The 14,299-nt window shown below is 39.5% G+C and carries 17 protein-coding genes; 13 read left to right on the forward strand and 4 right to left on the reverse strand.

From position 1 onward, the window contains the following. Positions 1–149 precede the first annotated feature (149 nt). Positions 150–1,742 (forward strand): DUF5050 domain-containing protein, encoded by a 1,593-nt coding sequence (locus tag E0485_RS16355; RefSeq protein ID WP_132419130.1) that lies wholly within the window; start codon positions 150–152, stop codon positions 1,740–1,742. A gap of 61 nt (positions 1,743–1,803) precedes the next feature. Here the strand turns inward: E0485_RS16355 and E0485_RS16360 are convergent, their stop codons facing one another. Further along, a complete protein-coding gene (locus E0485_RS16360; RefSeq protein WP_132419131.1) occupies positions 1,804–1,986 on the reverse strand; it encodes a YjzC family protein in 183 nt (60 codons plus the stop codon). A gap of 261 nt (positions 1,987–2,247) precedes the next feature. Here E0485_RS16360 and rpsF point away from each other — a divergent pair, with 261 nt between their 5' ends. From rpsF to yedF, 11 genes are all read left to right on the forward strand, one after another. After that, a complete protein-coding gene (rpsF, locus tag E0485_RS16365; protein WP_132419132.1) occupies positions 2,248–2,535 on the forward strand; it encodes a 30S ribosomal protein S6 in 288 nt (95 codons plus the stop codon). Between the two features lie 42 nt (positions 2,536–2,577). After that, on the forward strand, positions 2,578–3,072 hold the full coding sequence (gene ssb / locus E0485_RS16370) for a single-stranded DNA-binding protein (protein WP_132419133.1): 495 nt from the start codon (positions 2,578–2,580) through the stop codon (positions 3,070–3,072). Positions 3,073–3,093: 21 nt separating this feature from the next. Next, on the forward strand, positions 3,094–3,378 hold the full coding sequence (rpsR, locus tag E0485_RS16375; protein ID WP_132419134.1) for a 30S ribosomal protein S18: 285 nt from the start codon (positions 3,094–3,096) through the stop codon (positions 3,376–3,378). A 254-nt stretch (positions 3,379–3,632) separates the two neighbouring features. Next, the gene (locus E0485_RS16380; RefSeq protein WP_132419135.1) at positions 3,633–4,115 is read left to right on the forward strand and encodes a helix-turn-helix domain-containing protein; all 483 of its coding nucleotides are present in this window, start codon (positions 3,633–3,635) and stop codon (positions 4,113–4,115) included. Between the two features lie 70 nt (positions 4,116–4,185). After that, positions 4,186–4,710, forward strand: a complete 525-nt coding sequence (locus E0485_RS25340; protein WP_207910999.1) for a GyrI-like domain-containing protein — start codon at positions 4,186–4,188, stop codon at positions 4,708–4,710. Between the two features lie 97 nt (positions 4,711–4,807). Further along, positions 4,808–6,412, forward strand: a complete 1,605-nt coding sequence (locus E0485_RS16390) for an ATP-binding cassette domain-containing protein (RefSeq protein WP_165921209.1) — start codon at positions 4,808–4,810, stop codon at positions 6,410–6,412. A 218-nt stretch (positions 6,413–6,630) separates the two neighbouring features. After that, complete coding sequence (locus E0485_RS16395) at positions 6,631–6,819, forward strand: hypothetical protein (protein ID WP_132419137.1); 189 nt, start codon at positions 6,631–6,633, stop codon at positions 6,817–6,819. 121 nt (positions 6,820–6,940) lie between these two features. Further along, positions 6,941–7,729: a helix-turn-helix domain-containing protein gene (locus E0485_RS16400; RefSeq protein ID WP_132419138.1), complete on the forward strand. Its 789-nt coding sequence runs from the start codon at positions 6,941–6,943 to the stop codon at positions 7,727–7,729. 483 nt (positions 7,730–8,212) lie between these two features. After that, positions 8,213–9,280 (forward strand): GntR family transcriptional regulator, encoded by a 1,068-nt coding sequence (locus tag E0485_RS16405; protein WP_132419139.1) that lies wholly within the window; start codon positions 8,213–8,215, stop codon positions 9,278–9,280. A 214-nt stretch (positions 9,281–9,494) separates the two neighbouring features. Continuing rightward, positions 9,495–10,703: a selenium metabolism membrane protein YedE/FdhT gene (yedE, locus tag E0485_RS16410; protein ID WP_132419140.1), complete on the forward strand. Its 1,209-nt coding sequence runs from the start codon at positions 9,495–9,497 to the stop codon at positions 10,701–10,703. Continuing rightward, the gene (gene yedF / locus E0485_RS16415) at positions 10,693–10,920 is read left to right on the forward strand and encodes a sulfurtransferase-like selenium metabolism protein YedF (protein WP_132419141.1); all 228 of its coding nucleotides are present in this window, start codon (positions 10,693–10,695) and stop codon (positions 10,918–10,920) included. Before yedE ends, yedF begins: the two co-directional genes overlap by 11 nt. Here the strand turns inward: yedF and E0485_RS16420 are convergent, their stop codons facing one another. Further along, complete coding sequence (locus E0485_RS16420) at positions 10,921–11,826, reverse strand: DMT family transporter (RefSeq protein ID WP_132419142.1); 906 nt, start codon at positions 11,824–11,826, stop codon at positions 10,921–10,923. It abuts the gene before it with no gap. Positions 11,827–11,986: 160 nt separating this feature from the next. Next, positions 11,987–12,355, reverse strand: a complete 369-nt coding sequence (locus E0485_RS16425; protein ID WP_165921210.1) for a MerR family transcriptional regulator — start codon at positions 12,353–12,355, stop codon at positions 11,987–11,989. A gap of 112 nt (positions 12,356–12,467) precedes the next feature. On the opposite strand from E0485_RS16425, the gene E0485_RS16430 reads away from it, so the two are divergent. After that, positions 12,468–12,809: a hypothetical protein gene (locus E0485_RS16430; protein ID WP_132419144.1), complete on the forward strand. Its 342-nt coding sequence runs from the start codon at positions 12,468–12,470 to the stop codon at positions 12,807–12,809. A gap of 66 nt (positions 12,810–12,875) precedes the next feature. On the opposite strand, the gene E0485_RS16435 is transcribed toward E0485_RS16430, so the two are convergent. Then, complete coding sequence (locus E0485_RS16435; RefSeq protein ID WP_132419145.1) at positions 12,876–14,234, reverse strand: Nramp family divalent metal transporter; 1,359 nt, start codon at positions 14,232–14,234, stop codon at positions 12,876–12,878. Positions 14,235–14,299 lie beyond the last annotated feature (65 nt).

Below are 14,299 nucleotides of genomic sequence, written 5' to 3' on the forward strand. Positions count from 1 at the left end.
CGTCCTTAATGACGGTGAAACCGTTTCTTCTTGTGCAGAAAACAATCGATAAAAAGTGGATTAAACAAATTTATATCGCAGTTGAAACAAATTAATTGATTATTTCGTTAAATTATTATCAAAAACAGAGAAAGGTGGAGTTGATTTCTGTGAGAAAGAAGATCGTTTTATGTGCCGTTTTGTTTACTCTTAGTTTGAATTTGATATTGCCTCCAAAGCAAAGTAGCGCTGCGGAGACAAATGTAAAAGTTACATTGCCAGCGTTTGCCCTTAAGCTAAATGGAAATAAGGTTGAAAATCAATATCGAGAATATCCTCTATTAGTTTATAAGGGCATAACCTATTTCCCAATGACATGGTACGATTCCAGACTTTTGGGATTGCAAACGAAATGGACACAAAATGATGGACTTGAAATTGTTAAAGGGAACGTGACATCATCCTATGTACCTAACACAACAAATCACAAAAATTTGAGCAGCTTCAAGGCAACGATACCTACCTTTAAGATTACAATAAATGGAGAGACAGTAGATAATTCAAAAGAAGATTACCCTCTTTTAAATTATAAAGATGTCATTTATTTCCCTCTAACATGGAAATTTGCACATGATAAATTTGAATGGGAATATGCGTGGGATGACTCGGAAGGACTCAGTATAACTTCTAATAACGTACAGGTCGTAAAAGTGAATCTTCCTAAATCTGCAGGTGACAATGATGTTGCTGTGTATAAAGGGTATTATTACTTTACAGAAACAGCAGGGGGCACGAACCAAGTATACAAAGTACCTGTAAATAACACGTCAAACAAGGAATTGGTATATTCTTATGAAGTGGATTCCAAATACGGCCTTAATAAGAATTTGAAATTTGAAATAAGAGATAAAGAGCTTTGGTTTTCTTATCATCTTGGTGGAGCTACAATGGGCTCTGATGAGTATGGCAGGATAAACGATAAAGGCATTGCTACAATAGAGCATCAAGGATATCTTGATTTCAAAAATACGTCTAATGGTACCTTAATCATAAATCAATCTGTACCTCCAAGTGGTAACAATCTTATACTCGTACCAGCAGGGCAACAGGCTACCAATGGTAAAGCTATAGGAAATCCAAAACTTATATACGGCTGGCACAAATCAGTTAACGGAACGAGTTCAAGTTTAAGTACCAATAATTCCACTACGATAATCGGAGACGATGTTTATGTACTGGGATCATCCATTTCTGCTGACAAAGAAGATTTAAATAAAGTTTACAAAATAAATGTAAAGACTAATGAAACTGAGAAAATCATAAATGCTGAAGTAAGCAATTTCAAAGTTTTGAACAACAAGCTTTACTATCTGAAGGATGCAGATCTGTACTTATATTCATCAGACATGGATGGTACAAATGAGCAAAAGATATCGGATAACAAAGTTTCAAATTGGTATGATGAAATAGACGGCAATGTATACTACACTGTGGGAAATACAATGGGACAATTGAATCTTTACAAGGCAGAGCCATCTAAAGAAGACACGATTGTATTAAAAGAGTCTTTAGAAAGCGTTCAATTAGTGAATGACAAATTAATATGCAAGCTTGCAGCGGGAGAAGACTATGGCGTTAAAGTCTTGGACAAGTCAGGAAATCTTCATTTAGCCATAACAGATCAGGTTTCAAATGTTTTTGCAGACAATGATGTAATTCTAATCGTGTCTACAGAAGATAAATCAATCAAATTGGTTAAATAGAAAAAGATAGTTAGAAGAGGAGTCTTCAAGCGAAGCTCCTCTTTTGGTCGACTGCTTACATTTATTGATTGAATCGTTTCCATTTCCGATTATGGTTCTTGTTCTCAGGGAACTTCTGCCCTTGCTTGAGATCAATCATTAAGGGATCGTTAATCCCCATATGAAAATCATTTTCACCTATTTCGATATATGTTCCATCATTTGGGGCGGTATCGCCTTGCGAGAATTCTGTTTTTTCACCCATTAGTTGACAGCTCCTTTTCCTTATGAATGTAAATGGCTGAAATCGCTTGTGGTAATACAAGTATTACCGCGACAGGGGATTATCATGTGACGAAAATCGTGCCAGCTTTGTCCAGAACTTTACTTTGCATGAAAAGATAAATTCCTCCACTTGTAAAGAGATATGATCTTTGATATAGTATTTAGGTGCGAGTTTACTAATTGATATGCTCGCTCCTTGCTCCTTCATAGGAGCCGTTTAGTCCAAAAGGAGGTGAAATACATGCGCAAATACGAAGTGATGTACATCATTCGTACAGACATTGAACAAGAAGCTGTTCAATCTACTGTAGAGAAGTTCCAAGGCATCATCACGAACAATGGTGGCGAAATTACGAAGCATGATGTAATGGGTAAGCGCCGTCTAGCGTATGAGATCAACAAGTTCCGTGACGGACATTATGTCCTAGTCAACTTCACAGCAACTCCAGAAGTTGTTGCTGAAATGGATCGTGTAATGAAGATTTCTGATGAAATCATTCGTTATCTCATCACTAAAGTAGAAGCTTAATTCATTTAAGTGTGTAAGTAAGAATCGTCAGGAGGGTGTAAGATGCTAAATCGAGTCATTTTGATCGGCAGACTAACAAGAGATCCTGAACTTCGGTATACACCAGCTGGTGTAGCTGTTACTCAGTTTACTCTCGCTGTAGATCGTCCATTCACTAACCAACAAACACGCGAACGCGAGGCGGATTTTATCCCAGTCGTAACGTGGAGACAGCTTGCTGAGACTTGTGCCAATTACTTGCGCAAAGGTCGTCTAGCAGCCGTTGAAGGTCGTATTCAAGTGCGTAGTTACGATAATAACGAAGGTCGCAAAGTTTATGTGACAGAAGTTATTGCGGATAACGTGCGATTCCTGGAATCAGCGAATTCGGCTAACCGTGAAGAGTCTTACTCTGGCGGTGGTGGTAACAGTGGTGGCGGTTCTACTGGAGGATCTGGTGGACAGGCTGGCAATCGTTCTGGCGGTATGCAGCAACAAGACCCATTCTTTGATGACGGAAAACCAATTGATATTTCCGATGATGATTTGCCATTCTAGAGTAGAAAGGAATGAAACCACATGGCTTTTGAAAAAAGAAACAATGGTGGCGAAGATCGCGGCGAGCGCAAATTTGCTCCACGTCGTGGCGGTAAAGGCAAGCGCCGTAAAGTTTGTTACTTTACTGTTAACAAGATCAAGCACATCGATTATAAAGATATCGAAACGCTTAAAAAGTTCATTTCCGAGCGCGGTAAAATTTTACCACGTCGTGTAACTGGAACTTCCGCTAAATACCAACGTGCTCTTACAATCGCAATCAAGCGTTCACGTCAAGTAGCACTTCTTCCGTACACTACGGAGTAGGTTATAGCTTAAATAGAGAAACAGCAGGGCTTCGGCTCTGCTGTTTTTTTGTGTTCGAAGATATTAATATATTATGTCTATGCACAAATAGAGGATGGTTAGTTCATTATATGAGCTGATAACCTCTATTTTTTGTTTATCAAAAGATTTGAATTTGATAAAAAAATACACTTCATGATAGGAACAATTTGCTATGATAAGTTCAGAGATAAGGAACATTCTATGCAACGCTATAAGATTAAAAGGGGGCTGTGATGCATACTGTCGAAATTGTTCAACGTGCGATTGATTATATAGAGGAACACCTTGAAGAGTCAATTGAGTTGGAACGGGTTGCCGAGGCCGCTGCTATGTCGGTGCCTAATTTTTATCGCATGTTTTATGCTATGACAGGCTACCCAATCAAAGAGTACATACGAAAACGAAGAATAAGTGAGGCGGCATATCTCCTGCGTCATACCGAACTCCAAACGATCGACATCGGGTTCCGCTGTGGCTACGGTTCAATATCGGGTGTTCTCGAGTGGATTTATCGCTGGCTCGCTACGTCTCCTGATTACGAGGCAGATAGAGAGCGATCCTGGTATGCCCACTACATACCACCAGATGCTGGTGTGGATCGTGGAGGATTGGCGGAAACGGACGTTGAGTGGTCAGTTACCGTGATGTGTTGCGTACCCATCAATCTACGAAAACAAAACTGGAGGATAGACTATGAGCCAAATACCAATAAGTAAAGAACTAACGGAAGGCTATCGCCCGGTTAGGGCTCCAAAAGCACTAAAAATGATAATTGGAGGAAAAACAATGAATGAACAAAAACAAGTCGCGATTGAGTTAGTTGAATTGGCACCTTTCAAGGTTTTGGCGGTACGGACGGGGATGACACCTGATAGGAGCGGGACGCGAGTTGCGTGGAGTACGCTTATAGAAAAGATCTCCCTTAAGGATGCGCGGCTTACTGATGGGCCTTCAGCATATGTATTCATTCCGCAGGACCAATGGAGCAAGCAAGTAGATACACTCTGGGTTGGACTGGCGGTTCGCGAGTTCGGAGATGTACCGGATGGCATTGAGACTCTGGAGGTACGTGGAGGGCTCTGTGCGAGCGCACGCGTGTACGGGGATGAGGCACATATGTGGCAAGTATATGATGCGATGTTCGCGTGGGCGGAGCAGTCGTCCGATTATGAGCTCGATCGGAGTGAAGGAGTACTTGGGATGGAGACGGTACCGCTAGAACCGTTGAACGCTCTCACAATCCCCTATACGGACATCAAAACATTCAACTTTACGATGCTATACCCGGTGCGCCAGAAGTCAGGGGTTTAAACCTTCTTATTTTTCCATCTTGTTTTTCATTATTACCCCCTTTATATTGAAAAATAGGGAAATTTATCTTTGGATAATGTAAATGGGGGGAAGATTTATGAAAGATTTAATTTTGAAGAACAAAAAATTTGTGCTTATAACCCTGGTGTTAGTCATATTAACTTCAGTGACTGCGACGATTACTCCCATCATTATTCAGGCTGTAACCAATCAAACAACAGGAATGAGTAAAAATATATTCGGGATCGTTATTACGGCAATGTTTGTTTCTTTTGCACTACAATTTGCTTTATTAATATACAGACAAAACTATGCGGCCAAATTTAATACAGAGCATATATCATCGCTACTCAGAAAAATGTTTGAAATGAAGTATGACGCATACAGCAAACTTGAACCTACCTATTTAATTAACAGAATAGTCACTGCAGTAGATTCATTGTATTTATTCATGCTTTCTAGTTTGGAAGGGATAACCCAAGCTACATTTATTATTGCCGTTTCTCTCTTCTTAGCTTTTTCAGTTCATTGGGTAATCTTCGTGGTATTACTGCTTCTAATACCCGTTAACTACTTTGGCTTTCGGTTTATCAATAAAAGGCTAAAACAAAAGATGGAAGCTATGCAATCCAAAAGTGCCATTGCTAACAAGGATCTTGTTTCAACTTTGTCTAATGTTGATAATATCAAACAATTTTCGGATTATCGTACATTAGAGAACATTGTAGTGCCAAGTTTAGGTAAGATGTATCGGACTTTAGCTAATACGAATAAATTTGCTCAGGGATCAAGCTCAATCATTGATTTTATAAATCAACTCGTTCAGACGCTCATATACTTGGAAATAACCTATTCAATCACACAGCAGTGGCTACCTATTAGCACAATCGTCATTATTGGTATTGCGCTCCCATTGTTCTTTAACTCTTTAAGAAAGTTAACAGAAGTTAATTTAAGCTTCAAAACGTTAGAAACTAGTCTTGACTTCGTTAAGAATGAGTTAGATCACAATAAAGAAGATGATGGTCCACAGCAACTTAACACAATTGAATCCATTTCATTTGATAATCCAGCGTTTAAATTAGGTGAGTTGAATTTTAGGTTTTTCGTTCGAAAACAACTTTCTAAAGGAGAGGTTGTTTACCTTCGTGGCCCTTCAGGTTCAGGCAAATCATCCTTACTGAAGCTTTTGCTCAAATTCCGACATAGTCATGGAATCCATATCAATAACACCCCAATTGAAATGATTAGTAACCATTCGCTCCGATCTAGAATTGCTTATCTATCCCAACATGCGACAATCTTATCTAGAAGCTTGCAAGAGAATATTGGATTTGGCAGGCTGTTAACGGAAGAGGAGAAGGCATACATAGAACAATCCAGGATATTAGCCCCCATACTTCAATCCAAAAGCTGGGAAACGCTACTCATGGAAAACGGAGCAAATCTATCAGGCGGCGAAAAACAAAGGATTGCCATTGCGAGAATGCTGCTAAAGGATGCAGATGTATACATATTAGATGAAAGCACCAGCAGTATCGATCAGGCCTCATCTGATGACATTTTTAAAACAATGCTCACTATGGCTAAGGATAAGATCGTCATATACACTTCGCATGATAGTGAATCTGTTAAGTATGCAACTACAATTATTTCAGTGGAGACGGAAAGATCTGGTGAACCAATTACAAGTAACGATTAGAATAGAGAAACAGCAGGGTATAGGCTCTGCTGTTTTTTATATTTAGAGAGAAGATGGGTAAATCTTATGCAAAATACACTGTATAACACGATTGCAACCTTAAGTTGACAAAGTGCAACTCCCACATGGTAGAACCAAGAACGGTGTTTTTCTAAGATATAGACATACAAAGAGGTAACATTAAATTAATATTCAAAAACTACACAGGGAGGAAAGAAATGATGAAACAAGTATCGATTATTGGAATTATTTTTGCCGTAGGAGTATTAGTTCTTTTAAAGGTTTTCCAGGACTCCATACCGAGAATTAGTGAGCCAACAACAAATATATTCGTTTTTATAGGATTCATCATTATTGCCATTATATATGGCGTATCACAACATAAAAAAAATAATAATCAGAAATAAGAAATGGAGACTGGCATGTCAGTCAGGAATAAATGTGAGATAATAAACGAATTGTTGAAAGTAAATATATACAAAAACAAGGAATTCTAAAGTAGCAATAAATGAAAGGAGTTCATAGCAAGTGACATTTGGTGAGAAACTTTATAAATTGAGAAAAGAAAAAGGGCTTTCCCAAGAGGCTTTAGCCGAAAAATTGCACACTTCAAGACAAGCCATAAGCAAATGGGAAAATGGCCAAGGGTATCCTGAAACTGAAAAACTTATTATGCTTGGAAATATATTTGGGGTCTCTATGGACTACTTGTTAAAGGATACTGTCGAGCCTAGCAATGATAAAGAGGCCGGGTATTATGTGAACAAAGAAATGGCAGAGGGATATTTGATGTCTGCACATAAAATTTCGAAGTATATGGCATTAGGATTTTTCTTGATTGCTTTATCTACTATCCCTTATTTCATATTTAAACAAGATCCAGCGATGTATATGATTCCAACTATCATTTTTGCAACAATCGGGATAGGAATGTTTGTGACAGTATCATTTTTAGAGGAAGATCAATATAAAGTACTAAAGACAGAATCTTTGCTTTTTGATGAAAAATATCTTAACGAGTTGACTATAAGATATGAAAATTTGGAAAAAAAACATAGAGTTATTAATTTAGTAGGTATGTGTTTATTTGTTGCGGGACTCATAGCTCTTGGAATAAATAGAAAGTATATTACTTCAGATTTTCTAGTTCCTTACTACCCACTCTGTATAGGAGCGATTGCAATTGGTATCTACATTATAGTACGAACTTCAAACCTGCTTGACGCATATAAACTGCTGGCAAAAAATGAGGTACATACCAATAGTTTCGGCTTTAAAATTCGACGGAAGGTAAGAAAGAAAGTTGATGATATTTAATAACATAACCTATCTCTTATCAATTGATATGTGGAAATCTTAATCCTAATACTTATCAACATGTGGATAAGTAGTTGATGGATCGAACTATGACCCGAAAGATTGATACTTTAAAATAAAGTGTCTATTTTTCGGGTTTTAATGTGGCTGTTCATGATCTAATTATGACCTTCTTACTCCTTCTAATGCCCTCTGTATCTAGCATAGGGAGTAGAGAGTACTTATGATAGACTCGAGATATCTATTTCATTTGTTTGGAATATTCATAATTATAACAAAATACCTAGCATTCATTAATATTACCATAATATACCACGCAGAGATATAGATTTACAAAATATGACTGCTTTCTCCCTCTTTTTCACCCTATTAAAACCCATTTTCCATCGTTATTTTGGCCAATTTCATCGAATTTAGCGTTCTCTTGATACGAAAATGTAATAATGATATATTTTATATATCAACATATCTAGAGGTGCTTAAATGCAAGAAACGTTATATGAAAAAATATATAATCGATTGATTTACGATATTCGAACTTCCAAATTAAAGCCTGGAGACAGGGTACCTTCAGAAAAGGAGTTAGCCGATGAGTATAAAGTTAGTCGGATAACGACGAAGAAGGCAATGGAGATGCTTGCTCAATCAGGATACATAGAGCGGATACGCGGTAAAGGTTCTTATGTCACTAACGTAGATGCAGGTAGGGATCACATGCCGCAGAGTGAGCGTCCAAAAGATACGATCGGCGATATTGAGGCTAGATCTAAGGTGATTGGACTGCTGCTGCCTGATCTCAGCGATTCGTTCGGACTTCGTTTATTCCGAGCGATTGAGCAGCAATGCGCTAAGATGAATTGTCAATTATTGATCAAGCTAACAGGCAATAAGCAGGATGTGGAGGAGACTGCGATCCGCGATTGGATAAAATTCGGTGTGGATGGTTTAATTGTGCTTCCAGCATGCGGAGCGCATTACAATGGAGAATTGGTTCGACTCGTACTGGATGGCTTTCCAATCGTCTTATTGAATCAATCTTTCAAAGGGATAGCGGCTTGTACTATTGGGACTGACCATAAACATGCGGCTTATGATTTAACGGATTATCTATTTGATAAAGGGTATTTAGACATTGCTTTCATTACAACATCAATAGAGAACAACTCAACTTATGAAGCGCAGTTTCAAGGTTATACGAATGCAATTGTTCAAAGAGGGCAGGTTGTACATCCTGCGTATGTTGTAGAGGATCAATTGATCTTAGGCGATTTCATAGATCAGCATCCGAATGTGAAGGCTTTCGTGGTTAGTGAATATCAACTGGGAATTAACTTGCAGCAAGAGCTGCAGAGACGAAGAAATGATTGGGCAGAATGCGAGGTTGTATGCTTTAATTCGCCTCAGGAACAAGGTGTAGCTCCGATTTTTACATCTATTCAGCAAAATGAAGAACAGTTAGGCGTAGAGGCTGTTCATTTGCTAAATGCACAATGGAATCATGAAACTTATGAGCTCCATAACCATGTTAACTATAAGTTGATATATAAATAATATGTCAATATATAATAAAGAGGAAGTGATCCGATAATAGGTCATTTCCTCTATTTGCATTGCCTCATACATCAAAAAATAATCCCCACATCTAATCACGATTGTAGTAAAATGGAGGATGGCTTATTTACATAAAGTATGAAAATTAACATAAGTTGTGAGTAGGCGCATACCAAAATCTATTTTATTATGCAAAAATTAAAGGGGTTAAAAGATGAATCGCATGCTAGACAAACTATTTAATAAGTACTGGAGCCCTTATATTGTAATGGGGATTGCCGGTATTCTAAGTGCTTTATATTTTGGGATTACCGAGACCGTATGGGCGGTAACAGGCGAATTCACCCGTCTTGGGGGCCATATTCTACAGCTCTTCGGCGTGGATATTTCTGATTGGGCTTATTATGACTTGGTCCATATGAACGGAACTACACTTACCAGAACGGATGGCTGGATCGTCTGGGGCATGTTTATAGGCGCCTTGATGATGGTTCTTTTTAGCAATAATTTTAAAATCAGAGTTCCTAAACAAAAACGTCGTTTGCTGCAAGGATTTATTGGCGGACTCATCGCAGGCTTCGGCGCACGGTTGGCATTAGGATGTAATCTGGCTGCTTTTTTCACAGGTGTTCCGCAATTTTCACTCCATTCCTGGATCTTTATGGCTGCTACCGCAGTAGGTACTTATGTGGGTGTTAAAGTGGTGAATACGAGGTGGTGGAAAGGCAAGCCCGTCCTACAAAAAGGAAATATTGCGACGCTGACTAAAAAAACGAAGAAGATACAACCTTATGTCGGTGCCATCCTGGCACTATGTTATGCGGGCCTTATCATTTACTTTTTCATCTCAGGCCAAAAGATGCTCGGCGTAGCTGCTATATTCGGGGCTGCCTTTGGTATTCTGATTGAAAGAGGGCAAATTTGTTTTACGTCCGCATTCCGAGATTTGTGGATCAGCGGCCGGGCTACTATGACGAAAGCCATTATTATTGGCATGGCCATCAGTTCAGTTGCGACACTTGTGATCCTCATCATTTATGGATTAGAACCTATCACCAAAATCGCCGCTCCGAGTACTTTTGTCGGTGGAGCGCTGTTCGGTTTCGGAATCGTGCTGGCTGGCGGCTGTGAGACAGGTATGATGTATCGGCTGATGGAAGGACAGATTGTCTTTTTACCCGTATTTATCGGCAACATCATGGGCGCTACTGGCCTTGCCTATGCTTGGGATCATCTCGGTGTCTTTAACCTTCTGGTGAAGAGTGGCTCCAAAATAAATCTGATCCCGCTTATGGGACCTTATGCTGCGCTGCTTGTTACACTTGTTATGTTAGGAATAGGATTTGCAATTGCGGTCTACTGGCAGAAAAACTACCGCTTCGGAGTTGGATTTAAGAAAGGGGAATACACGAATGTCAATTGATTACACGCTAGATCTTAGAGGAGAATCTTGCCCATATCCGGTGATTTACACATTGGAAACATTAAGGGATATGAAAAAAGGACAGCTGCTACAAGTTATCGCAGACTGCCCGGCAGCTTTTCGAAACGTGCCTGAAGAAGTGATTAAACACGGGTATACTCTTGCTCAAGAGCCTGTTAAGAATGGCCAGGAATTCGTATTTTATATAACAGCTTAATTATCTAATTTTCAATGAATGGGCCTCTTGTTGAGGCCTTATTTTTTTGCTTGCGAGGAATACGCCTGCCAGAACGATCAATAATCCTATTATCATGTTCCATTCGATTTTTTCGTTTAAAAGGGCATACCCCCAGATTAGAGCAGTAGAAGGTACCAGATAAGTGACCATGGACGCAAACTCGGGGCTTCCTTTTTGAACGATAAAATAATAAAGAATGTAAGCAAAGCCTGATCCGAATACGCCTAATCCCACGATCATCGGTAAATTGTTTGGCGCAACAAGATGCGAGAATGAGATCGGCTCCATCGTAAATGCAATGATTGCGCTCGATACCGAGCTGGTTAGTAAAGTGCCGAATGTAATCTGATACATCGAATATTTAGAGAGAAGACGCTTGGACAGCTGTGATCCGAATCCGTAACAGCATGCCGCTGAAAGCATACATACAAATCCCAACAGGTCTACTGATGTGACCGATCCTGGTGTAATGCCGAGTAGGACAATCATGCCTATAGTGGCAATTGCTAACCCAAGCCATTGGTTCCTGTTGGATACTTGCCTAAAAAACAAGATGCCGATCACGACCGTCCATATGGGTGTAGTCGCGTTCAAAATCGACGCCATACTGCTGCTCAATCGCGTCTCACTAAACCCTATGATCGACCATGGGATCGCTGTATTGATCAGCGCCATGATAACCATTGGAATCCAAGGAATGGTTCGCCATCCAAACGGCTTTTTGAACACGAGCATAATCAATACGACAACCGCTAAACCGCAAGAAGATCGGAGGAAAACGATTGTCCACGGTCCGAAGTCATGGAGCAGCATTTTGATAAAATAGAATGAACCACCCCAAATGAGACTGAGCATTAAAAGCGCAACATAAACGAGGCGTGACAAAGTAACCCTTCTTCCTGTTATAAAATGGTTAAATGACGAGATTATTCCTTACATAATCTCACTAATTCAGCAATTATATCACCTCGGGTTGTTGCAGTGAACAAAAATGAGAATTTTGGGTCAACTGCATTTAAATAGAGCGATCCATAGACAAGTACAGCTAGTTATGTAGCTCATGCATACTTCGAACCAATTCTTCAAGCTTTATTCTCCTATTGCGAAGCTCCTCTTCCTCTTTGCTCAGAACGTCCAGCTGAAGTTTTAGAGAATCATGGGCTTCCTTTATTAGTTCTGAGTTCCCACAGCCATAATTATTCTTCATTGCAAAAATGAGCTGAATATCCTTCAACTTAAGACCATAACCTTTCAACTCCTGAATAACCTCATAATCCTCCAGATGTTTGTCGGTGTATCTCCTTGTACCATTCGCTTGTTTGGACTGGATTAAGCCCAAGTCCTCATAATGCCTGATCGTATCCTTCGTTGCACCTGCCTTACAAATAAACTCACCTATTCGCATTTGATCCATTTCCTTTCCCATTCATTGAAGTGGTGATCTTCGGAATTGCAAATCATTAGTTGACGTGGGGTTTACCCCGTATTGTTTAATGACTTTAAACTAATTATAGGAGGCTCAATTTATGATTTTTTCCAGTATTCTAATTTTTTATAGTGTAATCAGCTTGATCGGCTCTATTGCTCTTCTTCATAAAGGATCTGTTACTTCTCATCATAGTAAAAGATCTTTTTCTGCTCAACTATCTATCTATTTTTTTATGATCAGCCATAGTTCACTCCTTGCAGCTGCTGTTTATCAATTGAACAAGCCGATAAACTTCATATGGTTTATTGGCTGTTTCACTATATGCATCATTTCTCGTTGGCTAAACGGACAAGTTCTGTTTGGCAAGAGCAATTGGCATCATTACTTTATCGTAGGTGCGATTTTTGGCGCAGCTTCGGTATGCAAAATCTACTTGTAGCATCAAATGAATAAGCAAAAAGCACCCTGAGCAGGTGCTTTTTGTTCGTATTATACCGCCCACATGTTACCCCAGCTCATGACCCGTCACAATGATGTAACCAACTAGGAAAACGTTTAAAGCGAGAATGACAACAGTGGCAAGCCAAGATAATATTTTAACCCATGGCGGGTTCACGAATTCTCCCATCTTCTTCTTATCACTTGTGAATAAGACGAGTGGAATTACGGCAAAAGGCAATTGCAGGCTCAGTACCACTTGGCTCCATAAGAGTAAATCCCCAGTTCCTCTTGATCCAGCCATCCACGTTACAATAAATGCAGGTACAACAGCAATTAACCGAGTAATAATGCGGCGAAGCCAAGGAGAAATTTTTAAATTGATAAAACCCTCCATCACGATTTGTCCTGTTAGCGTACCCGTAATCGTTGAGTTCTGACCGGAGGCAAGCAAAGCAATGGCAAACAATGTGCTGGCAATACCTACACCTACAGTAGGGCTCAATAGTTCGTAGGCAGCTTCAATTTCAGAAACATCCAAACCGGTTCCGTGGAAAGCAGCGGCGCCAAGTATCAGAATGGAGGAATTGATAATAAAGGCAATCGTTAATGAAACGTTTGAATCGAGAATTGAGAATTTTAAAGCTTCTTTGCGTCCTTCTCTATTGCGTTTGTATTGTCTAGTCTGAACGATAGACGAATGTAAATATAAATTATGAGGCATTACGGTTGCGCCTAAGATCCCCAAGGAAATAAACAGCATCTCAGGGTTTGTCACAATTTCAAAACTTGGAACATAACCACCTAATACCGCCGCTATTTCAGGCTTCGAAACGATCAGTTCAAATACAAACACTAGAAATATCGTAGCCATTAACACGATAATAATGGACTCGATAATGCGAAACCCTTTCTTCTGTAAAAGCAGCAGAAGCAGTACATCGAGTGTAGTAATTAAGATACCGAGTAATAAAGGGATTCCAAATAATAAATTAAGTGCGATAGCGGATCCGATAACCTCCGCTAAATCTGTTGCAACAATCGCAATCTCAGTTAGTATCCAAAGAAAAAAGGCTGTTTTTTTGCCAACTGCATCTCGAGTCGCTTGGGCTAAATCGCGGCCTGTCACAATTCCTAATTTCGCAGCCAATGACTGCAGCAGCATCGCAATTAAATTGGAGATGAGAATTACAGTTAATAGCGTGTAGCCAAACCGAGCTCCACCAGCAATCGACGTTGCCCAGTTACCAGGATCCACATAACCTACGGCTACTAGCGATCCAGGACCGGCAAAGGCTAGAAACTTCCGCCAGAATCCAGCTTTTTTCGGAATTTTAACGGTATTATTAACTTCCTCTAAACTAACATTTGAGCTATGTCGCAACCACCCTGAATTGTCGGTTGCTTGCTCAGCTTGATTTTTCATTTAGTAATCACTCCTACACAAAATACATTTTTTGGTTTATTTTTTTCCTCCGTGCAACTCTCTTT

It is taken from the genome of Paenibacillus albiflavus (assembly GCF_004344915.1).
GTDB classification, from domain to species: domain Bacteria; phylum Bacillota; class Bacilli; order Paenibacillales; family NBRC-103111; genus Paenibacillus_AM; species Paenibacillus_AM albiflavus.